This window comes from Pseudomonas sp. PS1(2021), assembly GCF_020405165.1.
Classification (GTDB): Bacteria; Pseudomonadota; Gammaproteobacteria; order Pseudomonadales; family Pseudomonadaceae; genus Pseudomonas; species Pseudomonas aeruginosa.
Map to the genome: position 1 here is coordinate 1,627,126 of NZ_CP084484.1, position 24,847 is coordinate 1,651,972.

General features: G+C 68.7%; 24 protein-coding genes. 10 read left to right on the forward strand and 14 right to left on the reverse strand.

Features of this window, described 5'->3' with window-relative positions; all coding sequences use genetic code 11:
* Positions 1-8: 8 nt before the first annotated feature.
* The 4 genes from oprN to mexT form a co-directional block, all read right to left on the reverse strand.
* Complete coding sequence (gene oprN, locus LE197_RS07900) at positions 9-1,427, reverse strand: multidrug efflux RND transporter outer membrane subunit OprN (RefSeq protein ID WP_023097551.1); 1,419 nt, start codon at positions 1,425-1,427, stop codon at positions 9-11.
* The gene (gene mexF, locus LE197_RS07905; protein WP_022580472.1) at positions 1,424-4,612 is read right to left on the reverse strand and encodes a multidrug efflux RND transporter permease subunit MexF; all 3,189 of its coding nucleotides are present in this window, start codon (positions 4,610-4,612) and stop codon (positions 1,424-1,426) included. The genes oprN and mexF overlap by 4 nt, the downstream gene beginning before the upstream one ends.
* A 21-nt stretch (positions 4,613-4,633) precedes the next feature.
* The gene (gene mexE / locus LE197_RS07910; protein WP_022580473.1) at positions 4,634-5,878 is read right to left on the reverse strand and encodes a multidrug efflux RND transporter periplasmic adaptor subunit MexE; all 1,245 of its coding nucleotides are present in this window, start codon (positions 5,876-5,878) and stop codon (positions 4,634-4,636) included.
* Positions 5,879-6,106: 228 nt separating this feature from the next.
* Entirely contained in the window at positions 6,107-7,021 is a 915-nt protein-coding gene (mexT, locus tag LE197_RS07915; RefSeq protein WP_003089829.1) for a multidrug efflux system transcriptional regulator MexT, read from the reverse strand.
* A 220-nt stretch (positions 7,022-7,241) separates the two neighbouring features.
* On the opposite strand from mexT, the gene mexS reads away from it, so the two are divergent.
* Positions 7,242-8,261, forward strand: a complete 1,020-nt coding sequence (gene mexS / locus LE197_RS07920) for an oxidoreductase MexS (protein ID WP_003103552.1) — start codon at positions 7,242-7,244, stop codon at positions 8,259-8,261.
* 58 nt (positions 8,262-8,319) lie between these two features.
* On the opposite strand, the gene LE197_RS07925 is transcribed toward mexS, so the two are convergent.
* The 3 genes from LE197_RS07925 to LE197_RS07935 form a co-directional block, all read right to left on the reverse strand.
* Positions 8,320-8,694, reverse strand: coding sequence for a cupin domain-containing protein (locus LE197_RS07925; RefSeq protein ID WP_031692885.1), 375 nt, complete (start codon positions 8,692-8,694; stop codon positions 8,320-8,322).
* A gap of 80 nt (positions 8,695-8,774) precedes the next feature.
* Positions 8,775-9,590, reverse strand: coding sequence for an AraC family transcriptional regulator (locus LE197_RS07930; protein WP_019485210.1), 816 nt, complete (start codon positions 9,588-9,590; stop codon positions 8,775-8,777).
* A gap of 26 nt (positions 9,591-9,616) precedes the next feature.
* A complete protein-coding gene (locus tag LE197_RS07935; RefSeq protein ID WP_004349975.1) occupies positions 9,617-10,381 on the reverse strand; it encodes an AraC family transcriptional regulator in 765 nt (254 codons plus the stop codon).
* A 97-nt stretch (positions 10,382-10,478) separates the two neighbouring features.
* Here LE197_RS07935 and LE197_RS07940 point away from each other — a divergent pair, with 97 nt between their 5' ends.
* Positions 10,479-10,751 (forward strand): hypothetical protein, encoded by a 273-nt coding sequence (locus LE197_RS07940; RefSeq protein ID WP_003089816.1) that lies wholly within the window; start codon positions 10,479-10,481, stop codon positions 10,749-10,751.
* Between the two features lie 26 nt (positions 10,752-10,777).
* On the opposite strand, the gene ptrC is transcribed toward LE197_RS07940, so the two are convergent.
* Together ptrC and LE197_RS37070 are read right to left on the reverse strand one after the other, a co-directional pair.
* The gene (gene ptrC / locus LE197_RS07945) at positions 10,778-10,972 is read right to left on the reverse strand and encodes a type III secretion system co-regulatory protein PtrC (protein ID WP_003089814.1); all 195 of its coding nucleotides are present in this window, start codon (positions 10,970-10,972) and stop codon (positions 10,778-10,780) included.
* A 16-nt stretch (positions 10,973-10,988) separates the two neighbouring features.
* Positions 10,989-11,108, reverse strand: a complete 120-nt coding sequence (locus LE197_RS37070; protein ID WP_003116878.1) for a PA2485 family small membrane protein — start codon at positions 11,106-11,108, stop codon at positions 10,989-10,991.
* A 187-nt stretch (positions 11,109-11,295) separates the two neighbouring features.
* On the opposite strand from LE197_RS37070, the gene LE197_RS07950 reads away from it, so the two are divergent.
* The 4 genes from LE197_RS07950 (at position 11,296) to LE197_RS07965 (ending at position 14,702) form a co-directional block, all read left to right on the forward strand.
* Positions 11,296-11,910, forward strand: coding sequence for a TetR/AcrR family transcriptional regulator (locus LE197_RS07950; protein WP_003089808.1), 615 nt, complete (start codon positions 11,296-11,298; stop codon positions 11,908-11,910).
* A 150-nt stretch (positions 11,911-12,060) separates the two neighbouring features.
* Entirely contained in the window at positions 12,061-13,062 is a 1,002-nt protein-coding gene (locus tag LE197_RS07955) for an LLM class flavin-dependent oxidoreductase (protein ID WP_003089806.1), read from the forward strand.
* A 114-nt stretch (positions 13,063-13,176) separates the two neighbouring features.
* Positions 13,177-13,830, forward strand: a complete 654-nt coding sequence (locus tag LE197_RS07960) for a c-type cytochrome (protein ID WP_031692886.1) — start codon at positions 13,177-13,179, stop codon at positions 13,828-13,830.
* Positions 13,827-14,702, forward strand: a complete 876-nt coding sequence (locus tag LE197_RS07965; protein WP_023125879.1) for a c-type cytochrome — start codon at positions 13,827-13,829, stop codon at positions 14,700-14,702. Before LE197_RS07960 ends, LE197_RS07965 begins: the two co-directional genes overlap by 4 nt.
* Positions 14,703-14,890: 188 nt before the next feature.
* Here the strand turns inward: LE197_RS07965 and LE197_RS07970 are convergent, their stop codons facing one another.
* Positions 14,891-16,213 carry an ATP-binding protein gene (locus tag LE197_RS07970; RefSeq protein ID WP_003089798.1) on the reverse strand — a complete coding sequence of 441 codons (1,323 nt, stop codon included), beginning with the start codon at positions 16,211-16,213 and terminating at the stop codon, positions 14,891-14,893.
* Positions 16,210-16,890, reverse strand: a complete 681-nt coding sequence (locus tag LE197_RS07975; RefSeq protein WP_003103570.1) for a response regulator — start codon at positions 16,888-16,890, stop codon at positions 16,210-16,212. Before LE197_RS07975 ends, LE197_RS07970 begins: the two co-directional genes overlap by 4 nt.
* 163 nt (positions 16,891-17,053) lie before the next feature.
* Here LE197_RS07975 and dsbD point away from each other — a divergent pair, with 163 nt between their 5' ends.
* From dsbD to LE197_RS07995, 4 genes are all read left to right on the forward strand, one after another.
* Positions 17,054-18,823: a protein-disulfide reductase DsbD gene (dsbD, locus tag LE197_RS07980; RefSeq protein WP_003109558.1), complete on the forward strand. Its 1,770-nt coding sequence runs from the start codon at positions 17,054-17,056 to the stop codon at positions 18,821-18,823.
* Complete coding sequence (locus LE197_RS07985) at positions 18,823-19,659, forward strand: TlpA family protein disulfide reductase (protein WP_023106595.1); 837 nt, start codon at positions 18,823-18,825, stop codon at positions 19,657-19,659. The genes dsbD and LE197_RS07985 overlap by 1 nt, the downstream gene beginning before the upstream one ends.
* Positions 19,656-20,426, forward strand: coding sequence for a thiol:disulfide interchange protein DsbG (gene dsbG, locus LE197_RS07990; protein WP_003089790.1), 771 nt, complete (start codon positions 19,656-19,658; stop codon positions 20,424-20,426). Before LE197_RS07985 ends, dsbG begins: the two co-directional genes overlap by 4 nt.
* A gap of 72 nt (positions 20,427-20,498) precedes the next feature.
* Complete coding sequence (locus LE197_RS07995; protein WP_031692887.1) at positions 20,499-21,833, forward strand: cytochrome P450; 1,335 nt, start codon at positions 20,499-20,501, stop codon at positions 21,831-21,833.
* Here LE197_RS07995 and LE197_RS08000 read toward each other — a convergent pair.
* From LE197_RS08000 to LE197_RS08010, 3 genes are read right to left on the reverse strand one after another with little or no spacing between them, the layout of a single operon-like run.
* Complete coding sequence (locus tag LE197_RS08000) at positions 21,815-22,726, reverse strand: transporter (protein WP_031631208.1); 912 nt, start codon at positions 22,724-22,726, stop codon at positions 21,815-21,817. The genes LE197_RS07995 and LE197_RS08000 overlap by 19 nt on opposite strands.
* A gap of 41 nt (positions 22,727-22,767) precedes the next feature.
* Positions 22,768-23,412 (reverse strand): maleylacetoacetate isomerase, encoded by a 645-nt coding sequence (gene maiA, locus LE197_RS08005; RefSeq protein ID WP_023106598.1) that lies wholly within the window; start codon positions 23,410-23,412, stop codon positions 22,768-22,770.
* Positions 23,413-23,424: 12 nt separating this feature from the next.
* Positions 23,425-24,771 (reverse strand): MFS transporter, encoded by a 1,347-nt coding sequence (locus LE197_RS08010; RefSeq protein ID WP_031639319.1) that lies wholly within the window; start codon positions 24,769-24,771, stop codon positions 23,425-23,427.
* Positions 24,772-24,847 lie beyond the last annotated feature (76 nt).

A 24,847-nucleotide genomic window follows, 5' to 3' on the forward strand; every position in this document is an offset into this window, starting at 1 on the left:
TAGCCGGTTCAGGCGCTGGGTTGCCAGCCACCGCCGAGGGAGCGGTAGATCGCCACGATGCCGCGGTACAGCTCGACCTCGGCCTGGGCCTGGGCATCTTCGGCGGAGAGTTGCTCACGTTCGGCGTCCAGCAGCACCAGGAAGTCGGTGGTGCCTTCGCGGTAGCGGATCGCCGCCTGTTGCGCGGCGGCGCGGCTGGATTCCGACTGGCGGACCAGCGAGACCAGGCGCTCCTGGCGCTTGCCGTAGTCGCTGAAGGCATTCGCCGATTCTTCCAGGGCCAGCAGCACCTGCTGTTCGTAGCTGGCCAGCGCGGCGTCGGCGTCGGCCTTGGCGCCGCGCAGGCGGGCACGCACGCTGCCGAGGTCGAAGGCGGCCCAGCTGATGCTCGGGCCGACGCTCCAGGCGCGTGCAGCGCTCGAGCCGATCTGCGAGCCCCGCCCGGCGGTGAAGCCGAGGAAGCCGCTGAGGCTGACCCGCGGGAACAGGTCGGCGGTGGCCACGCCGACGTCAGCGGTGCTGGCGGCCAGGCGCCGTTCGGCGGCGCGGATGTCCGGCCGGCGGCGCAGCAGTTCGCCGGGATCGCCGATCGGCAGGGCCTTGGTGATCGCCGGCAGGTCGCGCGGCGAAAGGTCCACCGTCAACTCTTCCGGCCGTTGGCCGAGGAGGGTGGCGATACGGTGCCTGGCGCGCTCGGCTTCCGCCTGCAGTTGCGGCACGCTGGCGGCGGTGGCCGCCAGGCGCGCATCGGCGCGCAGTACGTCGAGTTCGGCACCGACCCCGGCGTCGCGCAGTTGCTCGGTGAGCTGGCGCGACTCCTTCTGGTTCTCCAGGTTGCTCAGGGCAATCTTCTCGCGCAGTTGCGCGCCGCGCAGCTGGCCGTAGGCGTCCACCAGCTCGGCGATCAGGCTGACCTGCAGTTGTTGCAGGTCGGCCTCGGCCGCTTCGCTGAGGGCGTCGCTGGATTCCAGCTGGCGACGGATGCGCCCGAACAGGTCGAGTTCCCAGGCGCTATCCAGGCCAAGGTCGTAGCGCTCGCTGTTGACCCGGTCCTCGGTCACTCCCGGTTGCTGGCCCTTGCCGATGTCGGCGCTGGCGCGGCTGGTGACCACCGGGAAGCGATCGTTGGCCACGTCGTCGCGCAGGGCGCGGGCGGCGCGCAGGCGGGCGAAGGCCACGCGCAGGTCGCGGTTGCCGCTCAGCGACTGCTCGACCAGTTGGTTCAGGGTCGGATCGTCGAACTGTTTCCACCACAGGCTTTCGAAGCGGCTGCGGTCGTAGGGCTTGCTCGCCGTGGCGTCGATCTTCGCCGCCGCGGTGTCGGGGGTCCGGTAGTCCGGACCCACCGTGCAGGCGCTGAGCGCCAGCAGACTGAACAGACCCAGGGCGGGCGCGAGCCCGCTCCGGATCGACTGCGCGTGAATCATGCATGCACCTCTGGCAGGCCTTTGTCGTTGGCGGCGCGGCGCGCTTCGCGGTTCTCCACGAAGCGGCGGATGAGGACGTAGAACACCGGCGTCAGCAGCAGGCCGAAGAAGGTCACCCCGATCATCCCGGAGAACACCGCCACGCCCATCGCATGGCGCATCTCGGCGCCGGCGCCGGTGGAGATCACCAGCGGCACCACGCCCATGATGAAGGCGATGGACGTCATCAGGATCGGCCGCAGGCGCAGGCGGCAGGCTTCCAGCACCGCGGCGACGCGGTCCATGCCTTCCTCCTGCTTGTCCTTGGCGAACTCGACGATCAGGATCGCGTTCTTGCACGCCAGCCCCACCAGAACGATCAGGCCGATCTGGGTAAAGATGTTGTTGTCGCTGCCGGCCAGGATCACCCCGGTGATCGCCGACAGCAGGGTCATCGGCACGATCAGGATCACCGCCAGCGGCAGGCTCCAGCTCTCGTACTGGGCGGCCAGCACGAGGAAGGCCAGCAGCACGCAGAGCGGGAAGACGAACAGCGCGGTATTGCCGGCGAGAATCTGCTGGTAGGTCAGCTCGGTCCACTCGTAGGTCATGCCGTTGGGCAGTTCCTCCTTCAGCAGCTTCTCGATCGCCGCCTGCGCCTGGCCGGAGCTGTAGCCCGCGGCCGGGGCGCCGTTGAGTTCGGCGGTGATGAAGCCGTTGTAGTGCATCACACGGTCCGGACCGGAGGTGTCGCTGACCTTGATGAAGGACGCCAGCGGGACCATCTCGCCAAGGTTGTTGCGCACCTTCAACTGGCCGATCTGCTCGGGTTCGAGGCGGAACTGCTGCTCGGCCTGGACGTTGACCTGGTAGGTACGGCCGAAGCGGTTGAAGTCGTTCGCGTACAGCGAGCCGAGGTAGACCTGCAGGGTGTCGAAGATGTCGCTGATGGCCACGCCGTGGGTCTTGGCCTTCTCGCGGTCGATGTCGGCGTCGATCTGCGGCACGTTGACCTGGTAGCTGGAGAACACCGAGCTGGGTTCCAGCTCAGGCAGCGCACGGGCCTTGGTGATGATGTTCTGGGTCTGCTTGAACAGCTCCTCGTAGCCCTGGTTGCCACGGTCCTCGATCTGCAGGCGGAAGCCGCCGATGGTCCCCAGCCCCTGTACCGGCGGCGGCGGGAAGATCGCGATGTAGGCGTCCTGGATCTCGGCGTACTTGGCGTTCAGCGCGGCGGCGATGGCCCCGGCCGACTGGCTCGGGTCCTTGCGCTCGTCGAACGGCTTCAGCGGGGTGAACACGATGCCGCTGTTCGGGCTGTTGGTGAAACCGTTGATCGACAGGCCGGGGAAGGCCACCGAGTCCGCCACGCCGGGCTGCGCCAGGGCGATCTCGGACATCTGCTTGATCACCGCCTCGGTACGGTCCAGGCTGGCCGCGTCGGGCAACTGGGCGAAGGCCACCAGGTACTGCTTGTCCTGCTGCGGGACGAAACCGGTCGGCGTGCTGGAGAAGCCGAAGTAGGTCAGCACCATCAGCCCGCCGTAGACCAGCAGGGCGATCGAGCTGCCGCGCAGGACCCGGTTCACCGTGCCGACGTAGCCATGGCTGGCGCGGTCGAAGAAACGGTTGAACGGACGGAACAGCCAACTGCCGAGGAGCTTGTCGAGGAACACCGAGAAGCGGTCCTTCGGCTCGTGGTGGCCCTTGAGCAGGACCGCCGCCAGCGCCGGCGACAGGGTCAGCGAGTTGAACGCCGAGATCACCGTGGAGATCGCGATGGTCAGGGCGAACTGGCGGTAGAACTGCCCGGTGAGGCCGGAGATGAACGCGGTCGGGATGAACACCGCGCAGAGCACCAGCGCCGTGGCGATGATCGGCCCGGTCACCTCGCGCATGGCACGCTTGGTGGCTTCCACCGGCTTGAGGCCGAGGCCGATGTTGCGCTCGACGTTCTCCACCACCACGATGGCGTCGTCCACCACGATGCCGATGGCCAGCACCAGGCCGAACAGCGACAGCGCGTTGAGCGAGAAGCCGAGCATGTGCATCACCGCGAAGGTGCCGATCAGCGACACCGGCACCGCGGCCAGCGGGATGATCGAGGCGCGCCAGGTCTGCAGGAACAGGATCACCACCAGCACCACCAGCACCAGGGCTTCGAACAGGGTGTGCACCACCGCCTCGATGGAGCCGCGGACGAAGATGGTCGGGTCGTAGACGATGGAGTAGTCCATGCCCTGCGGGAAGCTGTGCTTCAGCTCGGCCATCTTCTCCCGCACCAGGTTGGAGATCTCGATGGCGTTCGAGCCGGGACGCTGGAAGATCGGGATCGCCACCGCCGGCTTGTTGTTCAGCAGCGAGCGCAGGGCGTACTGGTTGGAGCCCAGCTCGACCCGGGCGATGTCGCGCAGGCGGGTGATCTCGCCGTTGGCGCCGGCGCGGATGATGATGTTCTCGAACTCTTCCTCGGTGACCAGGCGACCCTGGGTGTTGATCGACAACTGGAAGCTGGTGGCGCTCGGCGCCGGCGGCGCGCCCAGGGTTCCGGCGGCGACCTGGCGGTTCTGCTCGCGGATGGCGTTGACCACGTCGGTGGCGGTGAGGTTGCGCGAGGCGACCTTGTTCGGGTCCAGCCAGACCCGCAGCGAATAGTCGCCGAGGCCGAACAGCTGGACGTCGCCGACGCCGTCGAGGCGGGCCAGTTCGTCCTTCACGTTGAGCACCGCGTAGTTCGACAGGTAGAGCATGTCGTAGCGGTTATCCGGCGAGGTCAGGTGCACGACCATGGTCAGGTCGGGCGAGGCCTTGTCGACGGTGATGCCGAGCCGGGTCACTTCTTCCGGGAGCTTCGGCTCGGTCCGGGTGACGCGGTTCTGCACCTGCACCTGGGCGTTGTCCAGGTCGGTGCCGAGGGCGAAGGTGATGGTCAGGGTCAGCTTGCCGTCGGAGGTCGACTGGGAGGACATGTAGAGCATGTTCTCCACCCCGGTGATCGCCTGTTCCAGGGGAGAGGCGACGGTCTCGCCGATGACTTTCGGGTTGGCGCCGGGGAAGTTGGCGCGGACCACGACGGTCGGCGGCACCACTTCCGGGTATTCGCTGATGGGTAGCTGGAACAGGGAGATCGCGCCGCCGATCAGGATCAGCAGCGACAGCACCGCGGCGAAGATCGGCCGCTGGATGAAGAATTGGGAGAAATTCATCGGTTCTTCCTATCGCCGCGCTCAGCCGCGCGGCTCGTTGCGAGTGGCGTTGTCCTTGGACGCCGCCACTTTCGGTGGTTCGCTGTCGCCGACCGACTGCCGCAGGCGCGCGAGGGTGGCCAGGGTGTCGGCGCTGGCCATCTCGACCTTCTGCGGTTCCACCTGCATGCCCGGGCGGACCCGCTGCAGGCCATTCACGACGATCCGCTCGCCCTTGCTCAGGCCGCTGCGGACGATGCGCAGGCCCTCCAGCTTCGGTCCCATCTCGACGGTGCGGTAGACGGTCTTGTTGTCGCCATCCAGGACCAGTACGAACTTCTTGCCCAGGTCGGTGCCGACCGCTTCGTCCTTGATCAGGGTGGCGGCGTAGGTCTTGCTGCCGACCAGCTTCAGGCGCACGTAGAGGCCCGGGGTGAACTCGCCCTTGGCGTTGTCGAACACGGCGCGGCCGCGGATGGTGCCGGTACGCGGGTTGACCTGGTTGTCGAGGAAGTCCAGCCGGCCCAGGTGCGGGTTGCCGTCCTCGCTGCTCAGGCCGAGGTACACCGGGCTCTCGCTGCGCGTGTCGCGACCGGCCTGGCGGGCCAGCTCGACGTACTTGAGGAACACGCGTTCGTCGGCGTCGAAGTAGGCGTAGACCTTGTCGGTGCTGACCAGGGTGGTGAGCAGGGTCTCCCCGGAGTTGACCAGGTTGCCGGCGGTGACCTCGGCGCGGCTGACGCGACCGTCGATCGGCGCGGTGATCCGGGTGAAGCTCAGGTTCAGGCGCGCCGCGTCCAGTTGCGCCTGGGTCGCGGCGACCGCCGCCTTGGCTTCCTGGGCGGCGGTGGTGCGGGCGTCGGCGAGTTCCGCGGAGATCGCGTTGCTGGCGCGCAGGCGTTCGCCGCGCTGGGCTTCGTTGACGCTCCGCGCCTGGGCCGCGCGGGCCTGTTGCAGCTGGGCTTCGAGGCGCTTGACCTCGGCCTCGAACGGGCGCGGGTCGATCTGGAACAGCAGGTCGCCTTTCTTCACCAGGGCGCCCTCATGGAAGGCCACGCGGTCGATGTAGCCCGATACCCGCGGGCGCAGCTCCACCGATTCCGGGGCTTCCAGGCGGCCGGTGAATTCGTCCCACTCGTTCAGCGGTTGTTCGATGACTTCGGCGACGCTGACCTTGGGCGCCGCCATGCCTTGGGTGGTTTCCGGGGCCTTGCCGCAGGCGCTCAGGACCAGTACGGCCGCGAGTGCGAGGGGGTAGCGCCAGAAGAAGTGGGATGACTGTTCCATGCTTGACTCCGCCAGTCGGTTTTTCGGGATTGGCGAAGTCTGCGGGCTGCTCCGGCAGGGAACTAATAACGATGAGATTTTGATTATCACGAACAGTGATACATGGTTTTTCGTTTTCTGTAACAGTCGATGGTTATGGACAGTGCTTTCGATGGAATAAGCCACAGGCTCGCGGTGCGCGATCGATTTCCCCGTTGCGACGCCTCGTGCAGGTAGCCGCCGGATGGCTCAGAGACTGTCCGGATCGCCGATGAACATGCTGATCCGCGAGCGCAGCCAGCGTTCGGCCGGGTCGTTGTCCTGGGCGCCGCGCCAGGCCATCGACAGTTCGAAGGCGCGGGTCTCGAACGGCGGGTCCTCGGCGCGCAGGCCGCCGGCGGCGATCAGCGCCTGGGCGGCGTAGTCGGGCACGGTGGCGATGATGTCGGTGCCGGCGAGGAGGGTGCCGAGGCCGTTGAACTGCGGCACCGCCAGGACCACCTTGCGCTTGCGGCCGAATTTCTCCAGTTCCTCGTCGACGAAGCCGCTGAGGTCGCCGGCGAAGGACACCAGCGCGTGCGGTCGCGCGCAATAGTCGTCGAGGGTCAGCTGGCCGGGCGCGGAGTCGGCGCGGAGGATCTTCGGCTTGCTGCGGCGCACGGTCTTGCGCTTGGCGTTGGCCGGCAGTTCGTCGGTGTAGCTGACGCCCACCGAGATCTCCCCCGAGGCCAGCAGGTTCGGCATCAATAGATAGTTGGCGCGGCGCACGACGAGGACGATCCCCGGCGCCTCCGCGCGCAGGCGGCGGAGCAGGGGCGGCAACAGGCCGAACTCGACGTCGTCGGAAAGGCCGATGCGGAACACCGCGGTGCTGGTCGCCGGATCGAACTCGCTAGCGCGGCTCATGGCGGTGGAGATGGAGTCCAGCGCCGGCGACAGGTGGGCGAAGATTTCCTGGGCTCGCGCGGTGGGCTCCATGCTGCGTCCGGTACGGACGAACAGCGGGTCGTCGAACAGCGTGCGCAGGCGCGACAGCGCGGCGCTGATGGCCGGCTGGCCGAGGAACAGTTTCTCTGCGGCGCGGGTCACGCTGCGTTCGTGCATCAGAGTCTCGAACACGATCAGCAGGTTCAGATCGACGCGGCGCAGGTCGTTTCGGTTCATGGCGTTCCTCGTTTCCAGGGGCTAGAGGCTGCAACCGCGGGGGCTCGCCGTCAAGCCTTGCGTGCGAGACGGGGCGGGGCCTGGCGAGGTGCCGGAGGGGCATAGGATCACTGACAGGCATAGCCATTATCAATAACGACGGGTGGTTTTGTCAGGCATGGGCGGATACAGTCACAACCCATGAGGTTATTCACCCCGTGATGCACTGCAGAGGTTTGCGATGTCCCGAGTGATCCGTTTTCATCAGTTTGGCCCGCCAGAGGTCCTCAAATGCGAAGAGCTGCCGACCCCGGCGCCGGCCGCAGGGGAAGTCCTGGTGCGTGTCCAGGCGATCGGCGTGAGCTGGAAGGATGTGCTCTGGCGTCAGAACCTGGCCCCGGAGCAGGCTGCGCTGCCGTCCGGTCTCGGCTTCGAACTGGCCGGCGAGGTGCTGGCGGTCGGCGCCGGCGTCGGCGACCTGCCGCTGGGTTCCCGCGTGGCCAGTTTCCCCGCCCATACCCCCGATCATTATCCGGCCTATGGCGACGTGGTGCTGATGCCACGCGCGGCCCTGGCGGTCTACCCCGAGGTACTCACCCCGGTGGAGGCCAGCGTCTACTACACCGGCCTGCTGGTGGCCTATTTCGGCCTGGTCGACCTGGCCGGGTTGAAGGCCGGGCAGACCGTGCTGATCACCGAGGCGGCGCGCATGTACGGACCGGTCTCGATCCAGTTGGCCAAGGCTCTCGGCGCGCGGGTGATCGCTTCCACCAAGTCCGCCGAGGAGCGCGAGTTCCTCCGCGAGCAGGGCGCCGACAAGGTGGTGGTGACCGACGAGCAGGACCTGGTCCTGGAAGTCGAGCGCTTCACCGAGGGCAAGGGCGTCAATGTCATCCTCGACGAATTGGGCGGCCCGCAGATGACCCTGCTCGGCGATGTCTCCGCCACCCGCGGCAAGCTGGTGCTGTATGGCTGCAACGGCGGCAACGAGTCGGCGTTCCCGGCCTGCGCCGCGTTCAAGAAGCACCTGCAGTTCTACCGCCACTGCCTGATGGATTTCACCGGTCATCCGGAGATGGGCCTGGAACGCAACGACGAGTCGGTGAGCAAGGCCCTCGCGCACATCGAGCAACTGACCCGCGATCGCCTGCTCAAACCGGTGGTCGACCGGGTATTCGAGTTCGACCAGGTGGTCGAGGCGCACCGCTACATGGAAACCTGTCCGAAGCGCGGCCGGGTGGTGATCCACGTCGCCGATTGAGGACGACCCGCAGCGAAAGAGCCCGGCCATCGAGCCGGGCTTTTTCATGGGTGCGGTTTCAGATCCACAGATCGTTGACGGCCGTCCGCTCGCCGCCCTGGTCGCCGGTATTGCGCACGCCGCAGGGCTCCACCAGGAGCATGCGCACCTCGCTCTCGGCGAACGGCTTGTGCTCCACGCCGCGCGGCACCACATACATCTCGCCGGGGCCCAGGTCCACCGCGCCGTCGCGGAAATCGATGCGCAGGCGACCGGCGAGGACGATGAAGGTCTCGTCGGTGTCGGCGTGGCTGTGCCAGACGAAGTCGCCTTCGATCTTCACCAGCTTGAACTGGTAGTCGTTCATCTGGGCGATCACCCTGGGTTGCCAGCGGTCGTCGAACAGGGCGAGCTTGGCGGCGAAGTTGATCGCTTGGGTTGTGCTGGTGGACATCGGTGCGCTCCGGTGGTTGGTCTCTGGCGCCAGGGTAGGCGGCTACGGAGCGGGCGGTCTTGGATGATCGTGCAACCTGGCTAGGCGCGGCCGAGCATACGCAGCCAGCGTGCCGGCGGCAGGCCGTAGCTCTGGCCGAAATGGCGGGTCATGTGGCTCTGGTCGGCGAAACCGGCGGCAAGCGCGGCTTCGGCCAGCGTCTGGCCGCCGAGCATCAGCCGGCGGGCGATGTCCAGCCGGCGCTGGATCAGGTAGCGGTAGGGGCTGGTGCCGAACAGCGCGCGGAAATCGCGCGACAGGCTCCAGCGTTCGCGCTGGGCGACCTGCGCCAGTTCGTCGAGGCTCAGCGGGCGCTCCAGGTGCGCGTGGATGTACTGCCGGGCGCGCTCGGCGGCGACGAAGTCGAAGTGGCGCCTGCCGCGCGCCCGGTTGCCGGCCACGGCGTCGAGGGCGTGGGCCAGTTCGAACAGGGCGTCCTGTTCTTCCAGCGGCTCCAGCGGGGTATCCATGGCCTGTAGCAGGGCCCGGCTGGCGGCGATCAGGCGCGGGTCGTCGGACAAGCCCCCGCGCACGAACGGCAGCGGCCGGCCGCCGAGGGCCTGCTGGATCAGCGCCGGCTCGACGTAGAGCATCCGGTAGCGGAACCCTTCCTGGCTGCCGGCCTCGCCGTCGTGCAGCTCGTCGGGATGCAGCACCAGGCAGCCGCCCGGCAGGCTGTGGCGCTGGCTGCGGCGATAGCGGAAGCTCTGCACTCCGGCCAGGGTCTGGCCGATGGCATAGGTGTCGTGGCGATGCGGATCGTAGCCGTGGCCGGCGAAGTAAGCCTCGATGCGTTCCACCGCACCGTGTTGCGGGGCGCGTCGAACCCAGTCGCGGGGCGTATTGGCGTGGCTCATGGGGAAAGGCTCGTGGCGCGGAAGGTTCAGGCTAGCGCTTCGTTGGCGCGACTGGAATAGCCGGACGGCGTCTCGCCGAATACTGCGCGGAAGGCACTGGCGAAGCTGCTCGGGCTTTCGTAGCCGAGCGACCAGGCGACCTCGCCGACCGCCTGGCCCGCTGCCAGCCGTTCGACGGCCGCGTGCAGTCGCGCCAGTTGCCGCCATTGCGCGAAGCTCATACCGGTCTCGGCGCCGAACAGCCGGCTCAGGCTACGGCTGCTGAGGCCCGCCCAGCGTGCCCATTCGGCCGCCGGCCGCGGATCGCCGGGGTTGGCCAGCAATGCCTCGGCGATCCTGCGCAGGCGCGAATCCCCCGGATAGGGCAGGCGGGTCCGCTGGGGCACGGCGTGGCGCAGTTCGTCCAGCAGCACGCGCAGCAGGTTCTCGCGTTCGGTGTTCCAGGCGGAGCCGGTCGGCCAGCGGGTGGCGCGTTCGACGATCAGCGCCACGAAAGCCGAGCAGGCGAGCACGCCGGGGTGCCGGGGCAGGTCGCGGCAGTGTTCGGCGGCGAGGTAGGCGCTCCAGCCCGCCAGGCTGCCGTGGGAGTGCGCCGAGTGTGGGTGACCCGGTGGGATCCAGGCGATCTGGCGCGGAGGCAGGGCCTGGCGGCCATGCTCGTCCTCGACCACCAGAAGGCCGCGCTCCAGGCAGTAGAGCTGGCCGCAGGCATGGCGGTGGGAGGCCGTGCGGCTGGCTGCGCGGTCGATGCGCAGGGCGAAGAGCGGGACGGGCAGGGGTTCCGGAAGCATTTGGCGGAAAAACGACGATGATTGGCCTGGAATGGATAATAGGCCATTCGACTGCGGATGTAGCCTGGCGGCTCATCATTCTTGCCTGGAGCACGCCATGAAAGCCGAAGACATCCTTCCCGACCGACAGGACCGCATCCGCCTGGGCGGCGTGGAGATACGCAAGGGCAGCGTCGGCGCGTTCATCGCCAACGCCCGGCTGCTGCTTGAGGAGGAACTGCCCGCGGCGCAACGGCGGCAGGCCGAAGAAGACCTGCGCGCCCTGCTGCCGGCGATCCGGGCACTGGGGCTGCTGGAACTCTTCGAACTGCGCGACGCGCGACTGCGGACGCTGGTGGCGGATTGGGAAAACGCCGCTGGCCGCTCCTGAGAGCGGCACACGGGCACTTGGAGGTATCAGTCGTCGATGCAGCTTTCGATCAGGCGTTGCAGGGCTTCGCGCTCACTGACCGGCGTGCGCATCGGCATGTGCGCGAGGCTGCCGTCGCGGCGCTCGATGATGTACTCGGTCTCGAAGTGCAGGGTGCAATCCTCGAGGCTCACATAGGTGACGCCATAGGTCGGGGCCTTGCGGGAGCGGGCTGAGAGCATGGATGCCTCCTTGGGCTCATTTCTTCTCGCTGGTCGATGCGGGCGCGCTGGCCTGAACCGGGCGAGTAGGGGTCACTGCATTGCTGTAGAACGCGGAAGCGGCGAAGTAGCTGGCGAGGGCGCTGAAGCTGGACATGATCGGTTCTCCTGAGGAAGGGTGGGCGTTTGCCTTTGGAGAGCATGTTTGCCCAGCGGGAGAACCGGCAGAAGTAAAAAGCCTGCATGGTGTATATCGAGCGCGGTGATGGATCAAGCGACCCCCTCCAGCCTTGCGACTGTTCGCCGGTGTTACCATATGACGTGTTTTTTTCTCAGGAATTCCCATGGCCAAGCGTGGACGCCCCTGCGGCTTCGATCGTGAACAGGCATTGCGCCGGGCGCTCGACGTGTTCTGGGAGGCCGGTTACGAAGGCGCGACCATGGCTGCGCTGAAGGAGGCCATGGGTGGCATCTGCGCGCCGAGCATGTATGCCGCCTATGGTTCCAAGGAGGCGCTGTTCCGTTCGGCGGTGGAACTCTACCTGAGCCAGGAGTGCCAGCTTTCCAAGGGCGCCTTCGCCCTGCCGACGGCGCGCGAGTCGATCGCCGCGCTGCTGGAAAGCGCCGCCGTCAGCTACACCACGGAAGGCAAGCCGCGCGGTTGCCTGGTCGACCTCAGCACGACCAATTTCTCGCCGGCCAACAAAGGCGTCGAAGACTACCTGCGCGATCACCGGCGGCGCGCCGCGCGCCTGCTGCGCGAGCGTTTCGCGCGAGGCGTGGCTGACGGCGACGTGCCGGCCGGAGCCGATCTCGACGCGCTCACCAGTTTCTACAGCAGCGTGCTCCAGGGCCTGTCGATCCAGGCCCGCGACGGCGCCAGCCGCCAGCAGTTGCTGGCCATCGGCCGCTGCGCGATGGCGGCCTGGGATTCCCTGCTGGCGGTCGAGGCCGCCTGACGCCACAGCGCTCCTTGGCTGGAAAAAGCCCATGGATTCTCCGTGGGCAAAAACTATAACGCGTGATATAGAATTGATCCAAACCCCGGGCGAGGTCCTTCCGCGCGTGTCTCGCGCCCTGGCCATCGCCCGCTGCCGATTGGAGCCTTCATGACAACGCTTGCTGATATCCCCCTGTCCATGCTCGACCTGGTGCCGGTGCGCACCGGCGGCAGCGTGGCCGAAGCCCTGCACAACTCCCTGGACCTGGCGCGCCATGTGGAGCGCCTGGGCTTCAACCGTTTCTGGCTGGCCGAGCACCACAACATGGATGGCATCGCCAGCTCCGCCACCGCGCTGCTGATCGGCCATATCGCCGGCGGTACCTCGCGGATCCGCGTCGGCTCGGGTGGGGTGATGCTGCCGAACCATGCGCCGTTGGTGGTGGCGGAAAACTTCGGCACCCTGGAGACGCTTTACCCGGGCCGCATCGACCTCGGCCTTGGCCGCGCCCCCGGCGCCGACCAGGCGACCATGCGCGCCTTGCGTCGCGATCGCCTGGGCAACGGCGACGACTTCCCCGAGCAGGTCGCCGAGCTGGAAATGCTGCTCGGCCCGCGCCGTTCCCAGCAGAGCCTTCTGGCGGTGCCGGGCGAGGGTACCCAGGTGCCGATCTGGCTACTCGGTTCGAGCCTGTTCAGCGCCCACCTGGCGGCGCAGAAAGGCTTGCCCTATGCCTTCGCTTCGCATTTCGCACCGCGTTACCTGCACGAGGCGCTGCGCATCTACCGCAGCAACTTCCAGCCCTCGGCGGTACTCGACAAACCCTACGCGATGATCGGCGTGCCGCTGATCGCCGCACCTACCGACGAAGAGGCCGAGTTCCTCGCCACTACCGCCTTCCAGCGCGTGCTGGCGCTGATCCGCGGCGAGAGCCTGAAACAGAAGCCGCCGGTGGAAAGCATGGCGCCGTTGTGGCTGCCCCACGAGCAGGATGCGGTCGGCAGCTTCTTCGGCCTGGCGGTGATCGGCGGTCCGGAGAAGGTTCGCGCGCGCCTGGAGATCCTCCTGGAGCAGACCGGCGCCGACGAGCTTATCTTCACCAGCGACTTCTACGAGCACGCCCATCGGCTGCGCTCTTGCGAAATCGTCGCGGGGCTGAAAGGGGCGTGATCCGGGGCCTGTAGGGAAAATGATGTAGACCTGCGTGCGGTAGGGTCTTTCGGCGATAGGTTTTTTGGTTCTAAACTTAGAACTAAAAACAATAAGCCAGAGAGGAACCCTGCCATGCCGGTTGCACACCGACTGCTGTTTTCATTGACCGCCTTGCTGGCGGCGACGGCCCAGGCCGCCGTCGACGGCCAGAAACTCTATACCCTGGGCGGCGCCAACCCGGCCGCCGCGGCCTGCGTCACCTGCCACGGCGCCGATGGCATGGGCCTGGCCGCCGCCGGCTTTCCACGCCTGGCGGGCCTTCCCGCCGCCTACCTGAGCAAGCAACTGCATGACCTCAAGCAGGGCGGCAGTCGCGAGCACCCGGTGATGAAGGGCATAGCCGATGCCCTCGGCGACGACGAGATCCAGGCGCTCGCCACTACCCTCGCGGCAATGCCGGCGCCCAAGCCGGTGGCGCTGTCGCGCGTGGCCACCCCGCACAGCCCCGGCGAGACCCTGGCGGTGCGTGGCGCCTGGGAGCGCAACATTCCAGAGTGCGTGACCTGCCACGGTCCGGCTGGCAGCGGCGTGGGGGAGGCTTTCCCGCCGTTGCAGGGGCAGGGCGAGATGTACCTGAGCAACCAGTTGCGCGCCTGGCAGCTTGGCACTCGCCGCAACGACCCGAACGATCTGATGGGACATATCGCCAAATCCCTTAGCGAAGAGGAGATCCGCAGCGTCAGCCAGTTCTTCGCCACCCTCGGTCAGGCGGGAGGCCAGCCATGAACATGCCGTCGATCCTCTCCCTGGCCGTTGCCGGCCTGCTGGTTGCCCCCGTCCACGCGGCAGCGGCGCCCTCGGAGCCGTTCCAGCCGCCGGCGGAAAGCAGCCTCCCGGACAACGCCTTCGGCGAAATGGTCCGCCAGGGCCAGGCGCTGTTCGTGGAAACCCGGAAGAACGCGCCGCATCTGGTCGGCAACCAGCTCAACTGCGTCAACTGCCATCTCGAACAGGGCCGCCGGGCCAACTCCGCGCCGCAGTGGGCGGCCTACCCGGTCTATCCGGCGTTCCGCGCCAAGAACAACAAGGTCAATACGTTCGCCGAGCGCCTGCAGGGCTGTTTCCAGTTCAGCATGAACGGCAAGGTGCCGGCGGCCGACAGCCCGGAGATCAAGGCCCTGACCGTCTACGCCTATTGGCTGGCGAGCCAGGCGCCGACCGGGGTCAGCCTGCCCGGACGCGGCTATCCGGAGGTGGCCCCGCCGGAAGGCGGCTACAGCATCGAGCGCGGCGCCAAGGTCTATGCCGCGCAGTGCGCTATCTGTCACGGCGCCGACGGCCAGGGCCAGATGGCTCTGGGGCAGGCGGTGTTCCCGCCGCTGTGGGGCGCGCAGTCGTTCAACTGGGGCGCGGGCATGCACCGCATCAACACCGCGGCTTCCTTCATCAAGTACAACATGCCGTTGGGCAAGCCCGGTACCCTCAGCGACCGCGACGCCTGGGACGTCGCCGCCTTCATGAACAGCCACGAGCGCCCGCAGGACCCGCGCCTGGTGGACGGTTCGGTGGAGAAGACGCGGCAGAAGTTCCATGCCAACGACGGCGTCAACCTGTATGGACAGAAGGTCAACGGCGTGCTGCTGGGACAGGGAATCTGACCCTCGTGGCCTGGCGTCCGCAGGACGGAGACCCGGTCCGGCGGAAGCAGGTCGGCGCCTGGGTAGGGCGGATAACGCCACGGCGTTATCCGCCGATGCCTGGGCCTGGGTCCGGCGGATAGCCGCGGAGCGGCTATTCGCCCTACGGAGTCGGTTGGCGAGTGGGTGGGGCGCGTGGTGCCCGCGCATCACTCGCGCAGCGGCATTTCCAGCGTCACCCGCAGGCCGTCCGCGCGGCTGTCGAAGTCCAGCCGGCATTGGCAGCGTTGCACGATGGCCTGGACGATGGCCAGGCCGAGCCCGCTGCCGCCGCTCTTGCCGTGGCGCCAGAAGCGCCGGGTGAGGTGCGGCAGGTCGGCTTCGGCGATGCCCGGGCCGTGGTCGCGGACGTGGAAGCGCGCGCAGCCTTGCGCGGTTTCCACCGCCAGCTCCACCCGGGTGCCGGCGGCGGTGTGGCGCAGGGCGTTGTCCAGCAGGTTGCGCAGCGCGGCGATGGCCAGCACCGAGGGGACTTCCAGCGGCGCCTCGGACAAGCCGTCGGCCAGCTTCAGTTCGAACATCCGCACGTCGCCGTGGCCGGCGTCGTGCATGGCCACCCGGGCGGCGTCCTCGGCGCTGCACTGCACGCCGTCGTCGAACGACAGGCTGCCTTCCACCCGCGCCAGCAGCAACAGCTGGTCCAGTGTCCGGTGCAGACGGTCGGCGCCTTCCTCGGCGTGGGCCAGGGCCTGCTCGGCGGCGGCGCCCTCGGTCATGCGCGCGACCTGCAGGTGGGTCTTGATCGCGGTCAGCGGGCTGCGCAGTTCGTGGGCGGCATCGCCGGTCAGGCGTCGCTCGCGTTCGATGGCCTGGGCGATGCGCTGGAACAACTGGTTCTGGGTTTCCACCAGCGGCTTCAGTTCGCTCGGCAGGGCCGCCAGCTCCAGTGGCTCCAGCGAGTCGGCGCCACGTCGGGTGAGGGCGTCGCGAATCCGCTTGAGCGGCGCCAGGCCCTGGCCGGCGCCGAGCCAGAGCAGGGCCAGGCTGCCGAGCAGGGCGACCGTCACCGGCACCGCGGCGGCCACCACCACCGAGCGTTGCAGCACGTCGCGCTCTTCCAGGCGGTCGGCGGTGCTGACCCGCAGGTCGCCGGCCTGCACGGTGAAGCTGCGCCACAGCACGCCGTTGATTTCCTGGTCGCGGAAGCCGCTGGCGGTGCTGTCCAGCGCCCGCTCCGGGGTGGCATGGCTCTGCGCCAGGACTTCGCCGCGCAATGAGCTGACCTGGCAGGCCATACCGTTGGGAATCCCCAGTTGCTCCGCGCTCAGGCGCGTGGTCTGGCCGTCCGCCGGCTGCGGCTGCGGCAACTGCTGGAGCAGGCCGGCAACCATCCGCGCCGAGGCCGCCAGGCGTTGGTCGAAGGAGCGCATCATCTGCCCGCGCAGGTCGCAGAGCATCCAGGCCGCGGCCAGCGACCAGAGCAGGATGAAGGCCGAGCCGAGGATCAGGGTCAGGCGCAGGCGCAGGCTCATGCGTCGTCTCCGTCGCCGCGCGCCGGCCCGAGGCGGTAGCCGAGGCCGCGCACGGTCTGCACGATGGCGTTGCCGAGCTTGCGCCGCAGGTGATGGATGTGGACGTTGAGGGCGTTGCTCTCGACCTCGTCGCCGAAGCCATAGACGCTGTCCTTGAGCTGCTCGCCGCTGAGGATCCGCCCGCGGTTGTTGAGCAATGCCTGCAACAGCGCCTGTTCGCGTCGCGACAGCTCCACGGGGCGACCGTCGAGCCAGGTTTCGCGGGTGCTCGGATCGTAGCTGAGGCGACCGTGTTCGATGACGTTGACGCAGCGCCCGGCGGAGCGCCGTTGCAAGGTATGCAGGCGGGCGCCGAGTTCGCGCAGGTCGAAGGGCTTGAGCAGGTAGTCGTCGGCGCCGGCTTGCAACCCGGCGACCCGGTCGGTCACCGCGTCGCGCGCGGTCAGCACCAGCACCGGCAGGTCGACGCCCTGCTGGCGCAGGCGTTGCAGCAGGCGCAGGCCGTCCTCGTCGGGCAGGCCGAGATCGAGGACCAGCACGTCGAAGCGCGCCACCTGGAGCAGCGCCTGGGTATCGGCGGCGCTGGCCACCCGGTCCACGGTCAGGCCCTGGGCGTTGAGGCCGGCGACGATGCCGCTGGCGATCAGGTCGTCGTCTTCGGTGAGCAGTACATGCATGGCGGTATCGCTGGTTAAAGGGATAGGAGTCTGAAGCGGGCGAATTAAGCCAGGATTATGCCCCGCCCGGCGCGTCGCCGGGGTTTTCCCCGTGGCCGCGTTAACGGCCTGTTAATCGTCGCTGGCCATGCTGCCGCCGAGTTCATCGTAGAAGGCGTTATCCATGCGTGTGTTGATCCTGCTCCTGATGCTCCTGCTGCCGGGCCTGTCCCAGGCGCAACCGGGCGACGACCTGTTCGCGCCGCGCGGCGCGACGCAGACGGATTTCCTGCCGGTGGAGAAAGCCTTCCGCTTCACCTGGGAGCGCCTCGACGACGGCCAGGTGCAACTGCGCTGGCAGATCGCGCCGGGCTACTACCTGTACCAGAAGCGCCTGCGCTTCGACGGACTCGACCCGGCCTTGCAGCCGCAGCTGCCGCCGGGCGAAAGCCACAGCGACGAGTTCTTCGGCGAGTCGCAGGTCTATCGCCAGAGCCTGGAACTGACCCTGCCGGCGGCCGCCGCCGGACAACTGCGCCTGGGCTGGCAGGGCTGCGCCGACGCCGGCCTGTGCTATCCGCCGCAGAGCCAGGCGCTCGACCTGGGCGGTACCGGCCCTGCCGCCGCCGTCGCCGGGACGAGCGGCGAAGTCGCCGAGGACCAGGGCCTGGCCGGCAGCCTGCAGGCCGGCAACCTGGCCTGGAGCCTGTTGCTGTTCTTCGGCCTCGGCCTGCTGCTGGCGTTCGCTCCCTGTTCGCTGCCGATGCTGCCGATCCTCGCCGGGCTGGTGGTCGGCAGCGGCGCCGGCCCTCGTCGCGGCCTGCTGCTGGCCGGTAGCTACGTGCTGAGCATGGCGCTGGTCTACGCCGGACTCGGGGTGGTCGCGGCGCTGCTTGGCGGCAACCTGCAGGCCTGGCTGCAACAGCCGTGGCTGCTGGGCAGCTTCGCCGCGCTGTTCGTGTTCCTCGCGCTGCCGATGTTCGGCTTCTTCGAACTGCAACTGCCGGCGGCCCTGCGCGACCGCCTCGACGGTCTCAGTCGCGGCCGCAAGGGCGGCAGCCTGGCCGGCGCGGCCGCGCTCGGCGCGTTGTCCGGGCTGCTGGTGGGGCCGTGCATGACCGCGCCGCTGGCCGGCGCCTTGCTCTATATCGCGCAGACCGGCAATGCCCTGCATGGCGGCCTGGTGCTGTTCAGCCTGGGCCTCGGCATCGGCATGCCGCTGTTGCTGCTGGTGACGGTCGGCAGCCGCTTCCTGCCCAAGCCCGGTCCCTGGATGAACCTGGTCAAGGGCGTGTTCGGCTTCCTTTTCCTCGGCACCGCCTGGATACTCCTGCGTCCGCTGCTCGGCGAGGCGCTGTGGATCGGCCTTGGCGGCGCGTTGCTGTTGGTCCTGGCCTACGCCGCGCTGCACACGGCGCGAGGCCTGGCACGGCACGCGGTGCTGTTCGGCGCGGCGGGCTGCATCTTCGGTCTCTGGGGCGCGGCGATGCTGCTGGGCGCCGCGGCCGGGGCCGACGACCCCTGGCGTCCGCTACAGGTGTATGCGGCGGCGAACCGGGGCGCTACGCCGACGGCCAGCGCGCATGAGGCGTTCCTCACGGTGAGCCAGCCGGCCGAGCTGGACCGTCAGTTGGCTGCGGCCAAGGCCGAGGGACAATGGGTGCTGCTCGACTACTACGCTGACTGGTGCGTGTCCTGCCGGATCATGGAGAAACAGGTGTTCGCCAAACCCGATGTGCTCGCCGCCCTGCAGGGCGTGCGCCTGCTGCGGCTCGACGTGACCGCGGACAACGCCGCCAGCCGCGAGCTGCTGCGCCGCTACCAGGTACCCGGCCCGCCGAGCCTGATCTGGATCGGCCCGGAAGGCGAGGAGCGCCGCGCGCGCCGGTTGACCGGCGAAGTCGACGCCGGCGGCTTCCTCGCCCATTGGCAGGCGACCCGGGAGCGCGGCTGATGCTGAGTTTTTCCCTGGGGCCGCTGGTGGTCTCGCTGCAACACCTGCTGCTGTTCCTCGCCCTCGGCGCCGCGCTGCTCGGTGGTTGGCTGGCGGCGCGCGGCGGCGGGCGCAACGCCGAGCCGGTGCTGTTCAACCTGTTGTTGCTCGGCCTGCTGGTGGCGCGCCTGGCCTTCGTGGTGCGCTACTGGCCGCAGTACCGTGGCGACTTCGTACAGATGCTGGATATCCGCGATGGCGGTTTCCTCGCCTGGCCAGGCCTGCTCGCCGCCGTGCTCGGCGCGCTGTTCTGGGCCTGGCGGCGACCGGCGCTACGTCGCTCGCTGGGTGTCGGCGCCAGCCTCGGGCTGGCGTTCTGGCTGCTTGGCAGCCTGGGCCTGGGCATCTACGAGCGCGGTACGCGCCTGCCCGAACTGAGCCTGCGCAACGCCGCCGGCGAGTCGGTGCAACTGGCCGATTTCCGGGGCCGCCCGCTGGTGATCAACCTCTGGGCCAGCTGGTGCCCGCCGTGTCGGCGCGAGATGCCGGTGCTGCAACAGGCGCAGGCGGAGAATCCCGACGTGGTGTTCCTCTTCGCCAACCAGGGCGAGAGCGCCGAGACCGTGCGCCATTTCCTCCAGGGCGAGAACCTGCGCCTGGACAACCTGCTGTTCGACAACGGCGGGCAGCTTGGCCAGCAGGTCGGCTCGGTCGCCTTGCCCACCACCGTTTTCTACACCGCCGAGGGCCGCCTGCTGGGCAGCCATCTCGGCGAACTGTCCCGCGGCAGCCTGGCGCGCTACCTCGAAGCCTTCGAGCCGGCCGCTGCCGCCCCCGCAACCAGGAGTTCCGAATGAGACTGCCGCGCAACCTGATCACCCTTGGCCTGGGCCTGACCCTCCTCAACGCCGGCCTGGCCACGGCGGCGGAGGAGCTGCCGGCGCCGATCCGCATGGTCCAGGAGAAGGGCGCCCGCATCCTCGGCAGCTTCGACGCCCCGGATGGCCTGCGCGGCTACGCCGCCGAATACCAGAACCAGGGCATGGCGCTGTACCTGACGCCCGACGGCAAGCACGTACTCACCGGCCACCTGTTCGACGCCCAGGGCAAGGACCTCAGCCGCGAACCGCTGGAGCGCCTGGTGTATGCGCCGCTGGCCAAGGAAATGTGGCAGAAGATGGAGCAGAGCGCCTGGATCGCCGATGGCCGTGCCGACGCGCCGCGCGTGGTCTACCTGTTCAGCGACCCGAACTGCCCGTACTGCACCATGTTCTGGGAGCAGGCGCGGCCCTGGGTGGACGCCGGCAAGGTGCAGTTGCGGCATATCATGGTCGGCATCATCCGCGAGGACAGCGAAGCCAAGTCCGCCGCGCTGCTGGCCAGCAAGGACCCGCAGAAGGCCCTGCACGACCATGAGCAGGCGGGCAAGGCAAGCACCCTGAAGCCGCTGGCGAAGATCCCGGCGGCGGTGCGCAAGCAGCTCGCCGGCAACATGGAACTGATGGAGTCGATGGGCGCCGCGGCGACCCCGGCGATCTTCTATCTCAATGCCGAGGGGCGCATGCAGCAGCAACAGGGCGCGCCGCAGCCGGACCAGTTGGCGGAGATCCTCGGTCCGCGTTGATCCTCCGGGCCGGCGCCGAGCCGCCGGCCATCTATACTCCCTGTGTTACGCCAACCCAGCGGAGCGAGGGCCATGGACGACGCATTCAGCGAGGAAGGCAGCGCGCAGCCGCGCCATGACGCTCAGCGTCCGGCGCTCGCCCCGCGGAGCGACGGTTTCGACATCCACACCTACCATCCCGACTTCGTCGCCGATCCCTATCCGCTGTTGCGGCTGATCCGCTCCCGTGCGCCGGTCTGCCGCGACCAGGCCTCGATCTGGTGGATCAGTCGCTATGCCGATGTCTCGGCGTGCCTGCGCGACCGCCGTTTCTCCGCCGACCCCGCTCGCCTTGGCGCCGCCGGCGTCCGCCAGGGCGGCGCCAGCTGGTTCGGCCACCAGCAATTGCAACCGCTGGCGCGCTTCTACGACAACTTCATGCTGTTCAATGACGCGCCGCGGCACACCCGCCTGCGCAGGCTGTTCGCTCCGGCCTTCGGCCCCGACGCCGTGCGCCGCTGGGAGGCGTGCATCGAGGCGCTGGTGGAAGAACTCCTCGACAGCTTGCTGGAGCGCCGTGAGCCCGATCTGCTCAGGGATTTCGCCGAACCGCTGACGATCCGGGTGGCCGCCGAGCTGTTCGGCTTTCCCCGCGAAGACACCGGGCAACTGCTGCCCTGGGGCCGCGATCTGGCCGCCGGGCTCGATCTCGCCGCCAGCCACGGCGATGCCGGGCAGATCAACCGCAGCGCGGCCGCCTTCAGCGACTACCTGCAACGCCAGGCGCGCGGCTGGAGCGATGGCTCTTCGCGCCCGCCGCCCGGCGCGGCGCCGAGCATCCTCGACGGCGCCGCGATGCTGGAGGCCGGACTGGGCCTCGAGGACCTGGTGGCGGCCTATGCCATGGTGTTCATGGCCGCGTTCGAAACCACCATCAGCATGGTCGGCAACGCTACGCTGGCGCTGCTCACCCATCCCGACCAGCTCGACCTGCTGCGGCGGTGCCCGGAGCTGGCGGCGAACGCGGTGGAGGAACTGCTGCGCTTCGACGGCGCGGTGCGCGGCGGCGTGCGTTGCACCCTGGAGGAGGTGGAGATCGGCGGCCAGCGGATTCCGCCTGGAGAGAAGGTCTGGCTGAGCTTCCTCGCGGCGAACCGCGACCCGGAGATGTTCGCCGCCCCCGACCGCTTGCAATTGCAGCGAGCGAACGCCAAGCAGCACGTGGCGTTCGCCCATGGTCCGCACTACTGCCTGGGCGCGTACCTGGCCCGGCTCGAATTGCAATGCGCATTGCGCGGCCTGGTGCGTCGCCGTTTCGCCCTGGCCTCGGAACCGACGGACCTGCGCTGGCGACGCAGCTCGGTGTTCCGCACCCTGGAGCGCTTGCCGCTCGTCCCGGAAGGCGACGCTCAGAAGACCTGCGAGTAGCGCAGGATCAGCCGGCTGCCCTCGCTGCGGTTGCGTGCGCCGTATTCGTGATAGGCATTGAGGAACAGCCGCGACTTGCCCCAGCCGAACATCAGCGCCGGGCCGATGGCATCGACCCGCTCGCGGGAGTCCGGGCGGTCGTGCCCGTCGACCCGCTCGTCGGTGATCTGTCGCAGGCTGTAGCCGGACAACCCGAGCCGCCAATGCGCATCCAGCGCCAGCGATACCGAGTAGTTGGCGTGGAACGCCTGGCCCGGTTGCAGGTAGTCGTCGGCCAACGGCGGCGCCGGGTCGCGATTCTTGCCCGGCAACAGGTACTGCAGGCGAGCGCTGGCTTCCCAGCCTTCGGCGAATTCCCAGGTCAGCGCGTAGTGCGGGTTGAAACTCCAGTGGTTGCTGCCGGGATTGATCGCCCGATGCCTGTCATAGCGCCCGGTGGGTAACTGGAAGGCGAGGTTCAGGCGCTGCCAGTAGGGCCGGCCGAACAGCTCGGTCTGCGGCCATTGCAGGATGAACGGACTGACGATCAGGTTGCCGAGGCCGTTGGCGCTGCCAGCGTGGGGTTCGAAGTCGGGATCGGCGAGCAGCACCGGGACGAGGATTTCCGCGCCGTAGTAGGCGCCGAACAGCTGGTGCTGGCTGATGTGGGCGAAGTGGCTGGTGGCGAGCAGGGTGCGCAGGCGATTGTCGAGCGGGCGCCGGTGACCGTTGGCGTCCATGAAGTCGTCGGCCTCGTAGATATTCACGAACTGCTGGAACAGCGTGCCGGGCAGGGCCTTGCCGTCGAGGAAGGAGGTCTGGCCGAGGTTCATCCCCGGCAGCGCGGCGATAGCCTGGAACGGAGGCAGCAGCAGGGGCAGGGCCAGCAGGCTGGCCCGGGTGCGGGTGGTCATGGGCGTGTCCTTCTTGTTGTTGTTTTCCACGGGGCAGCGCGTCAGTCCGGGAGGTAGTCGGGCTGGCGCTCGGGGCTGGCGCGCTGGAAGGCTTCGAGCGCCAGGCAGCGCCCCTCCAGTTCCAGCAACGCCGGGTAGGGCACCAGGTCACAGCCCATGCGCCGGGCGTTGGCCAGTTGCGGCACCAGGCAGCACTCGACGATGCCCGCTGCGGCGCCGGCGAAGAAGGCGCCGCGACGGTGTCGGTTCAGCAGGGTCTCCGCCGCCGCCAGGCCCTCGGCGACCCAGTGCGCGTACCAGCGCTGGCGGTCCTCGGCGTCTATGCCGAGGACCTGGGTCAGGTACTTGAGCACCCGCACGTTGTTCAGCGGATGGATGTCGCAGGCCACCAGCAGGGCCAGTTCCAGCGCCTGGGCGCGATGCAGTGGGTCGAGAGGGATCAGGCGCGGTTCGGGCTGCACGGCGTCGAGGTAGTCGATGATCGCCAGCGACTGGCTGAACCGGCGGCCGTCGGCGTCGACCAGGGTCGGCAGCGCGCCCATCGGGTTGCGCTGGCGGTCGGCCGGGCGCAGTTGCTCGCCCTGCCGCAGGTTGACCGGCACTACCTGGTAATCCAGACCTTTCAGGGCCAATGCGATACGCACCCGATAGGACGTGGAGCTGTTGAAGAAGCTGTAGAGCTGCATGGGAAGTCCTGTTCAGAGAGTGACGGAAGAAGGCCTGGCCCGGCGCCGGCCCAGGCGATGCACGGCCACGGCGGCGAGCAGCGCCGGGATCACCAGCAGGGCGAGGATGCCGCTGAAGCCCAGGCCCAGGCCGAGCAGGGCGCCGCCGCTGAGGGAGCCGACGATCGAGCCGATACGGCCCAGGCCGAGGGCCCAGCTGACCCCGGTGGCGCGGCTGCGGGTCGGATAGAAATCGGCGGCCAGGGCGTTGGCGCCGACCTGCGAGCCGCTGATGCAGAAACCGACGCCGGCGACGCACAGCGCCAGCAGGGTGAAGCTGTGATAGAGGCTGGCGATGCCGAGGATGAACAGGGCGCCGCCGACGTAGGCCAGGCTCAGCACCCGGTGCGCGTCGAAGCGATCCATGGCGCTGCCCAGGAGGAGTGCGCCGAGGGTGCCGCCGAGCTGGAACATGGCGCTGATCGTCGCCGCCTCGCCGAGACTGAAGCCGGTGCCGCCGATCAGCGTCGGCAGCCAGTTGGTCAGCAGGTAGATGATCAGCAGGCCCATGAAAAAGGTGGCCCAGAGCAGCAGGGTGCCGCCGCGCAGCTCGGCGCCGAGGATCTGCCGCAGGGGCGAGGTGCCGTCGGACTCGTCGGCGGGCAGTTCGAGGCGCCCGGCCCAGCCGTCGGGCAGGCGCCCCAGGCGTTCGAGGATGCGCCGCAGGCGCGCCGCGTCCGGTGCGCGGCGGGCGAGGAAGCGCACCGATTCCGGCAGGCATGCCCAGAGCAGCGGCAGGCTCGCCAGGGGCAGGCCGCCGCCGAGCAGCAGCACGCTTTCCCAGCCCAGCGCCGGGACCATCCGCGCGGCGAGCAGGCCGCCCAGCGCCGAGCCGAGGGTGAAGCCGCAGAACATCGCGGTGACCATCAGCGCGCGGTGCCGGCGCGGGCAGTATTCGGAGGTCAGGGTGATCGCGTTGGGCATCGCCCCGCCCAGGCCGAGGCCGGTGAGAAAGCGCAGCAGGGCCAGGGTTTCCACCGAACCGGCGTAGGCCGAGGCAAGGCTCCAGCCGCCGAAGAACAGCACCGAGAGCAGGAGCACGCTCTTGCGTCCGAAACGGTCGGCCAGCGGGCCGGCGGCGAAGGCGCCGAGTGCCAGGCCGGCCAGCGCGGCGCCGAGGATCGGGCTGAGTTGCGCCGGGCTCAGTTGCCAGTCGTGGGCCAGGGCCGGGGCGATGAAGCCGATGGCGGCGGTGTCGAATCCGTCCATGGCGACGATCAGGAAGCACAGCGACAGGACTCGCAACTGGAAGGCGGATACCGCCTGCGCATCGATGAAGGCCTGGACGTCGATCTTGTTGTTCTTGTCGGGCGTAGGCATGAGCGTTCCTCGGCCGTCGCCGTGGCGACAGCCCGGATGAAGGGCAGGGTGGGCCCGCGCCGTGCGCGGGCGGTGG

What these genes read in the sequence shown, in the direction of transcription:
- dsbG (WP_003089790.1), top strand. Translation starts at nt 19,656, where the DNA reads ATGAGACTGCCGCGCAACCTGATCACCCTTGGCCTGGGCCTGACCCTC.
- dsbD (WP_003109558.1), top strand. Translation starts at nt 17,054, where the DNA reads ATGCGTGTGTTGATCCTGCTCCTGATGCTCCTGCTGCCGGGCCTGTCC.
- LE197_RS07925 (WP_031692885.1), bottom strand. Translation starts at nt 8,694, where the DNA reads ATGTCCACCAGCACAACCCAAGCGATCAACTTCGCCGCCAAGCTCGCC.
- LE197_RS07930 (WP_019485210.1), bottom strand. Translation starts at nt 9,590, where the DNA reads ATGAGCCACGCCAATACGCCCCGCGACTGGGTTCGACGCGCCCCGCAA.
- LE197_RS07970 (WP_003089798.1), bottom strand. Translation starts at nt 16,213, where the DNA reads ATGAGCCTGCGCCTGCGCCTGACCCTGATCCTCGGCTCGGCCTTCATC.
- LE197_RS07950 (WP_003089808.1), top strand. Translation starts at nt 11,296, where the DNA reads ATGGCCAAGCGTGGACGCCCCTGCGGCTTCGATCGTGAACAGGCATTG.
- oprN (WP_023097551.1), bottom strand. Translation starts at nt 1,427, where the DNA reads ATGATTCACGCGCAGTCGATCCGGAGCGGGCTCGCGCCCGCCCTGGGT.
- LE197_RS07935 (WP_004349975.1), bottom strand. Translation starts at nt 10,381, where the DNA reads ATGCTTCCGGAACCCCTGCCCGTCCCGCTCTTCGCCCTGCGCATCGAC.
- ptrC (WP_003089814.1), bottom strand. Translation starts at nt 10,972, where the DNA reads ATGCTCTCAGCCCGCTCCCGCAAGGCCCCGACCTATGGCGTCACCTAT.
- maiA (WP_023106598.1), bottom strand. Translation starts at nt 23,412, where the DNA reads ATGCAGCTCTACAGCTTCTTCAACAGCTCCACGTCCTATCGGGTGCGT.
- LE197_RS08010 (WP_031639319.1), bottom strand. Translation starts at nt 24,771, where the DNA reads ATGCCTACGCCCGACAAGAACAACAAGATCGACGTCCAGGCCTTCATC.
- mexE (WP_022580473.1), bottom strand. Translation starts at nt 5,878, where the DNA reads ATGGAACAGTCATCCCACTTCTTCTGGCGCTACCCCCTCGCACTCGCG.
- LE197_RS07960 (WP_031692886.1), top strand. Translation starts at nt 13,177, where the DNA reads ATGCCGGTTGCACACCGACTGCTGTTTTCATTGACCGCCTTGCTGGCG.
- LE197_RS07955 (WP_003089806.1), top strand. Translation starts at nt 12,061, where the DNA reads ATGACAACGCTTGCTGATATCCCCCTGTCCATGCTCGACCTGGTGCCG.
- mexT (WP_003089829.1), bottom strand. Translation starts at nt 7,021, where the DNA reads ATGAACCGAAACGACCTGCGCCGCGTCGATCTGAACCTGCTGATCGTG.
- LE197_RS07995 (WP_031692887.1), top strand. Translation starts at nt 20,499, where the DNA reads ATGGACGACGCATTCAGCGAGGAAGGCAGCGCGCAGCCGCGCCATGAC.
- LE197_RS07940 (WP_003089816.1), top strand. Translation starts at nt 10,479, where the DNA reads ATGAAAGCCGAAGACATCCTTCCCGACCGACAGGACCGCATCCGCCTG.
- mexS (WP_003103552.1), top strand. Translation starts at nt 7,242, where the DNA reads ATGTCCCGAGTGATCCGTTTTCATCAGTTTGGCCCGCCAGAGGTCCTC.
- LE197_RS07965 (WP_023125879.1), top strand. Translation starts at nt 13,827, where the DNA reads ATGAACATGCCGTCGATCCTCTCCCTGGCCGTTGCCGGCCTGCTGGTT.
- LE197_RS07975 (WP_003103570.1), bottom strand. Translation starts at nt 16,890, where the DNA reads ATGCATGTACTGCTCACCGAAGACGACGACCTGATCGCCAGCGGCATC.
- mexF (WP_022580472.1), bottom strand. Translation starts at nt 4,612, where the DNA reads ATGAATTTCTCCCAATTCTTCATCCAGCGGCCGATCTTCGCCGCGGTG.
- LE197_RS37070 (WP_003116878.1), bottom strand. Translation starts at nt 11,108, where the DNA reads ATGTCCAGCTTCAGCGCCCTCGCCAGCTACTTCGCCGCTTCCGCGTTC.
- LE197_RS08000 (WP_031631208.1), bottom strand. Translation starts at nt 22,726, where the DNA reads ATGACCACCCGCACCCGGGCCAGCCTGCTGGCCCTGCCCCTGCTGCTG.
- LE197_RS07985 (WP_023106595.1), top strand. Translation starts at nt 18,823, where the DNA reads ATGCTGAGTTTTTCCCTGGGGCCGCTGGTGGTCTCGCTGCAACACCTG.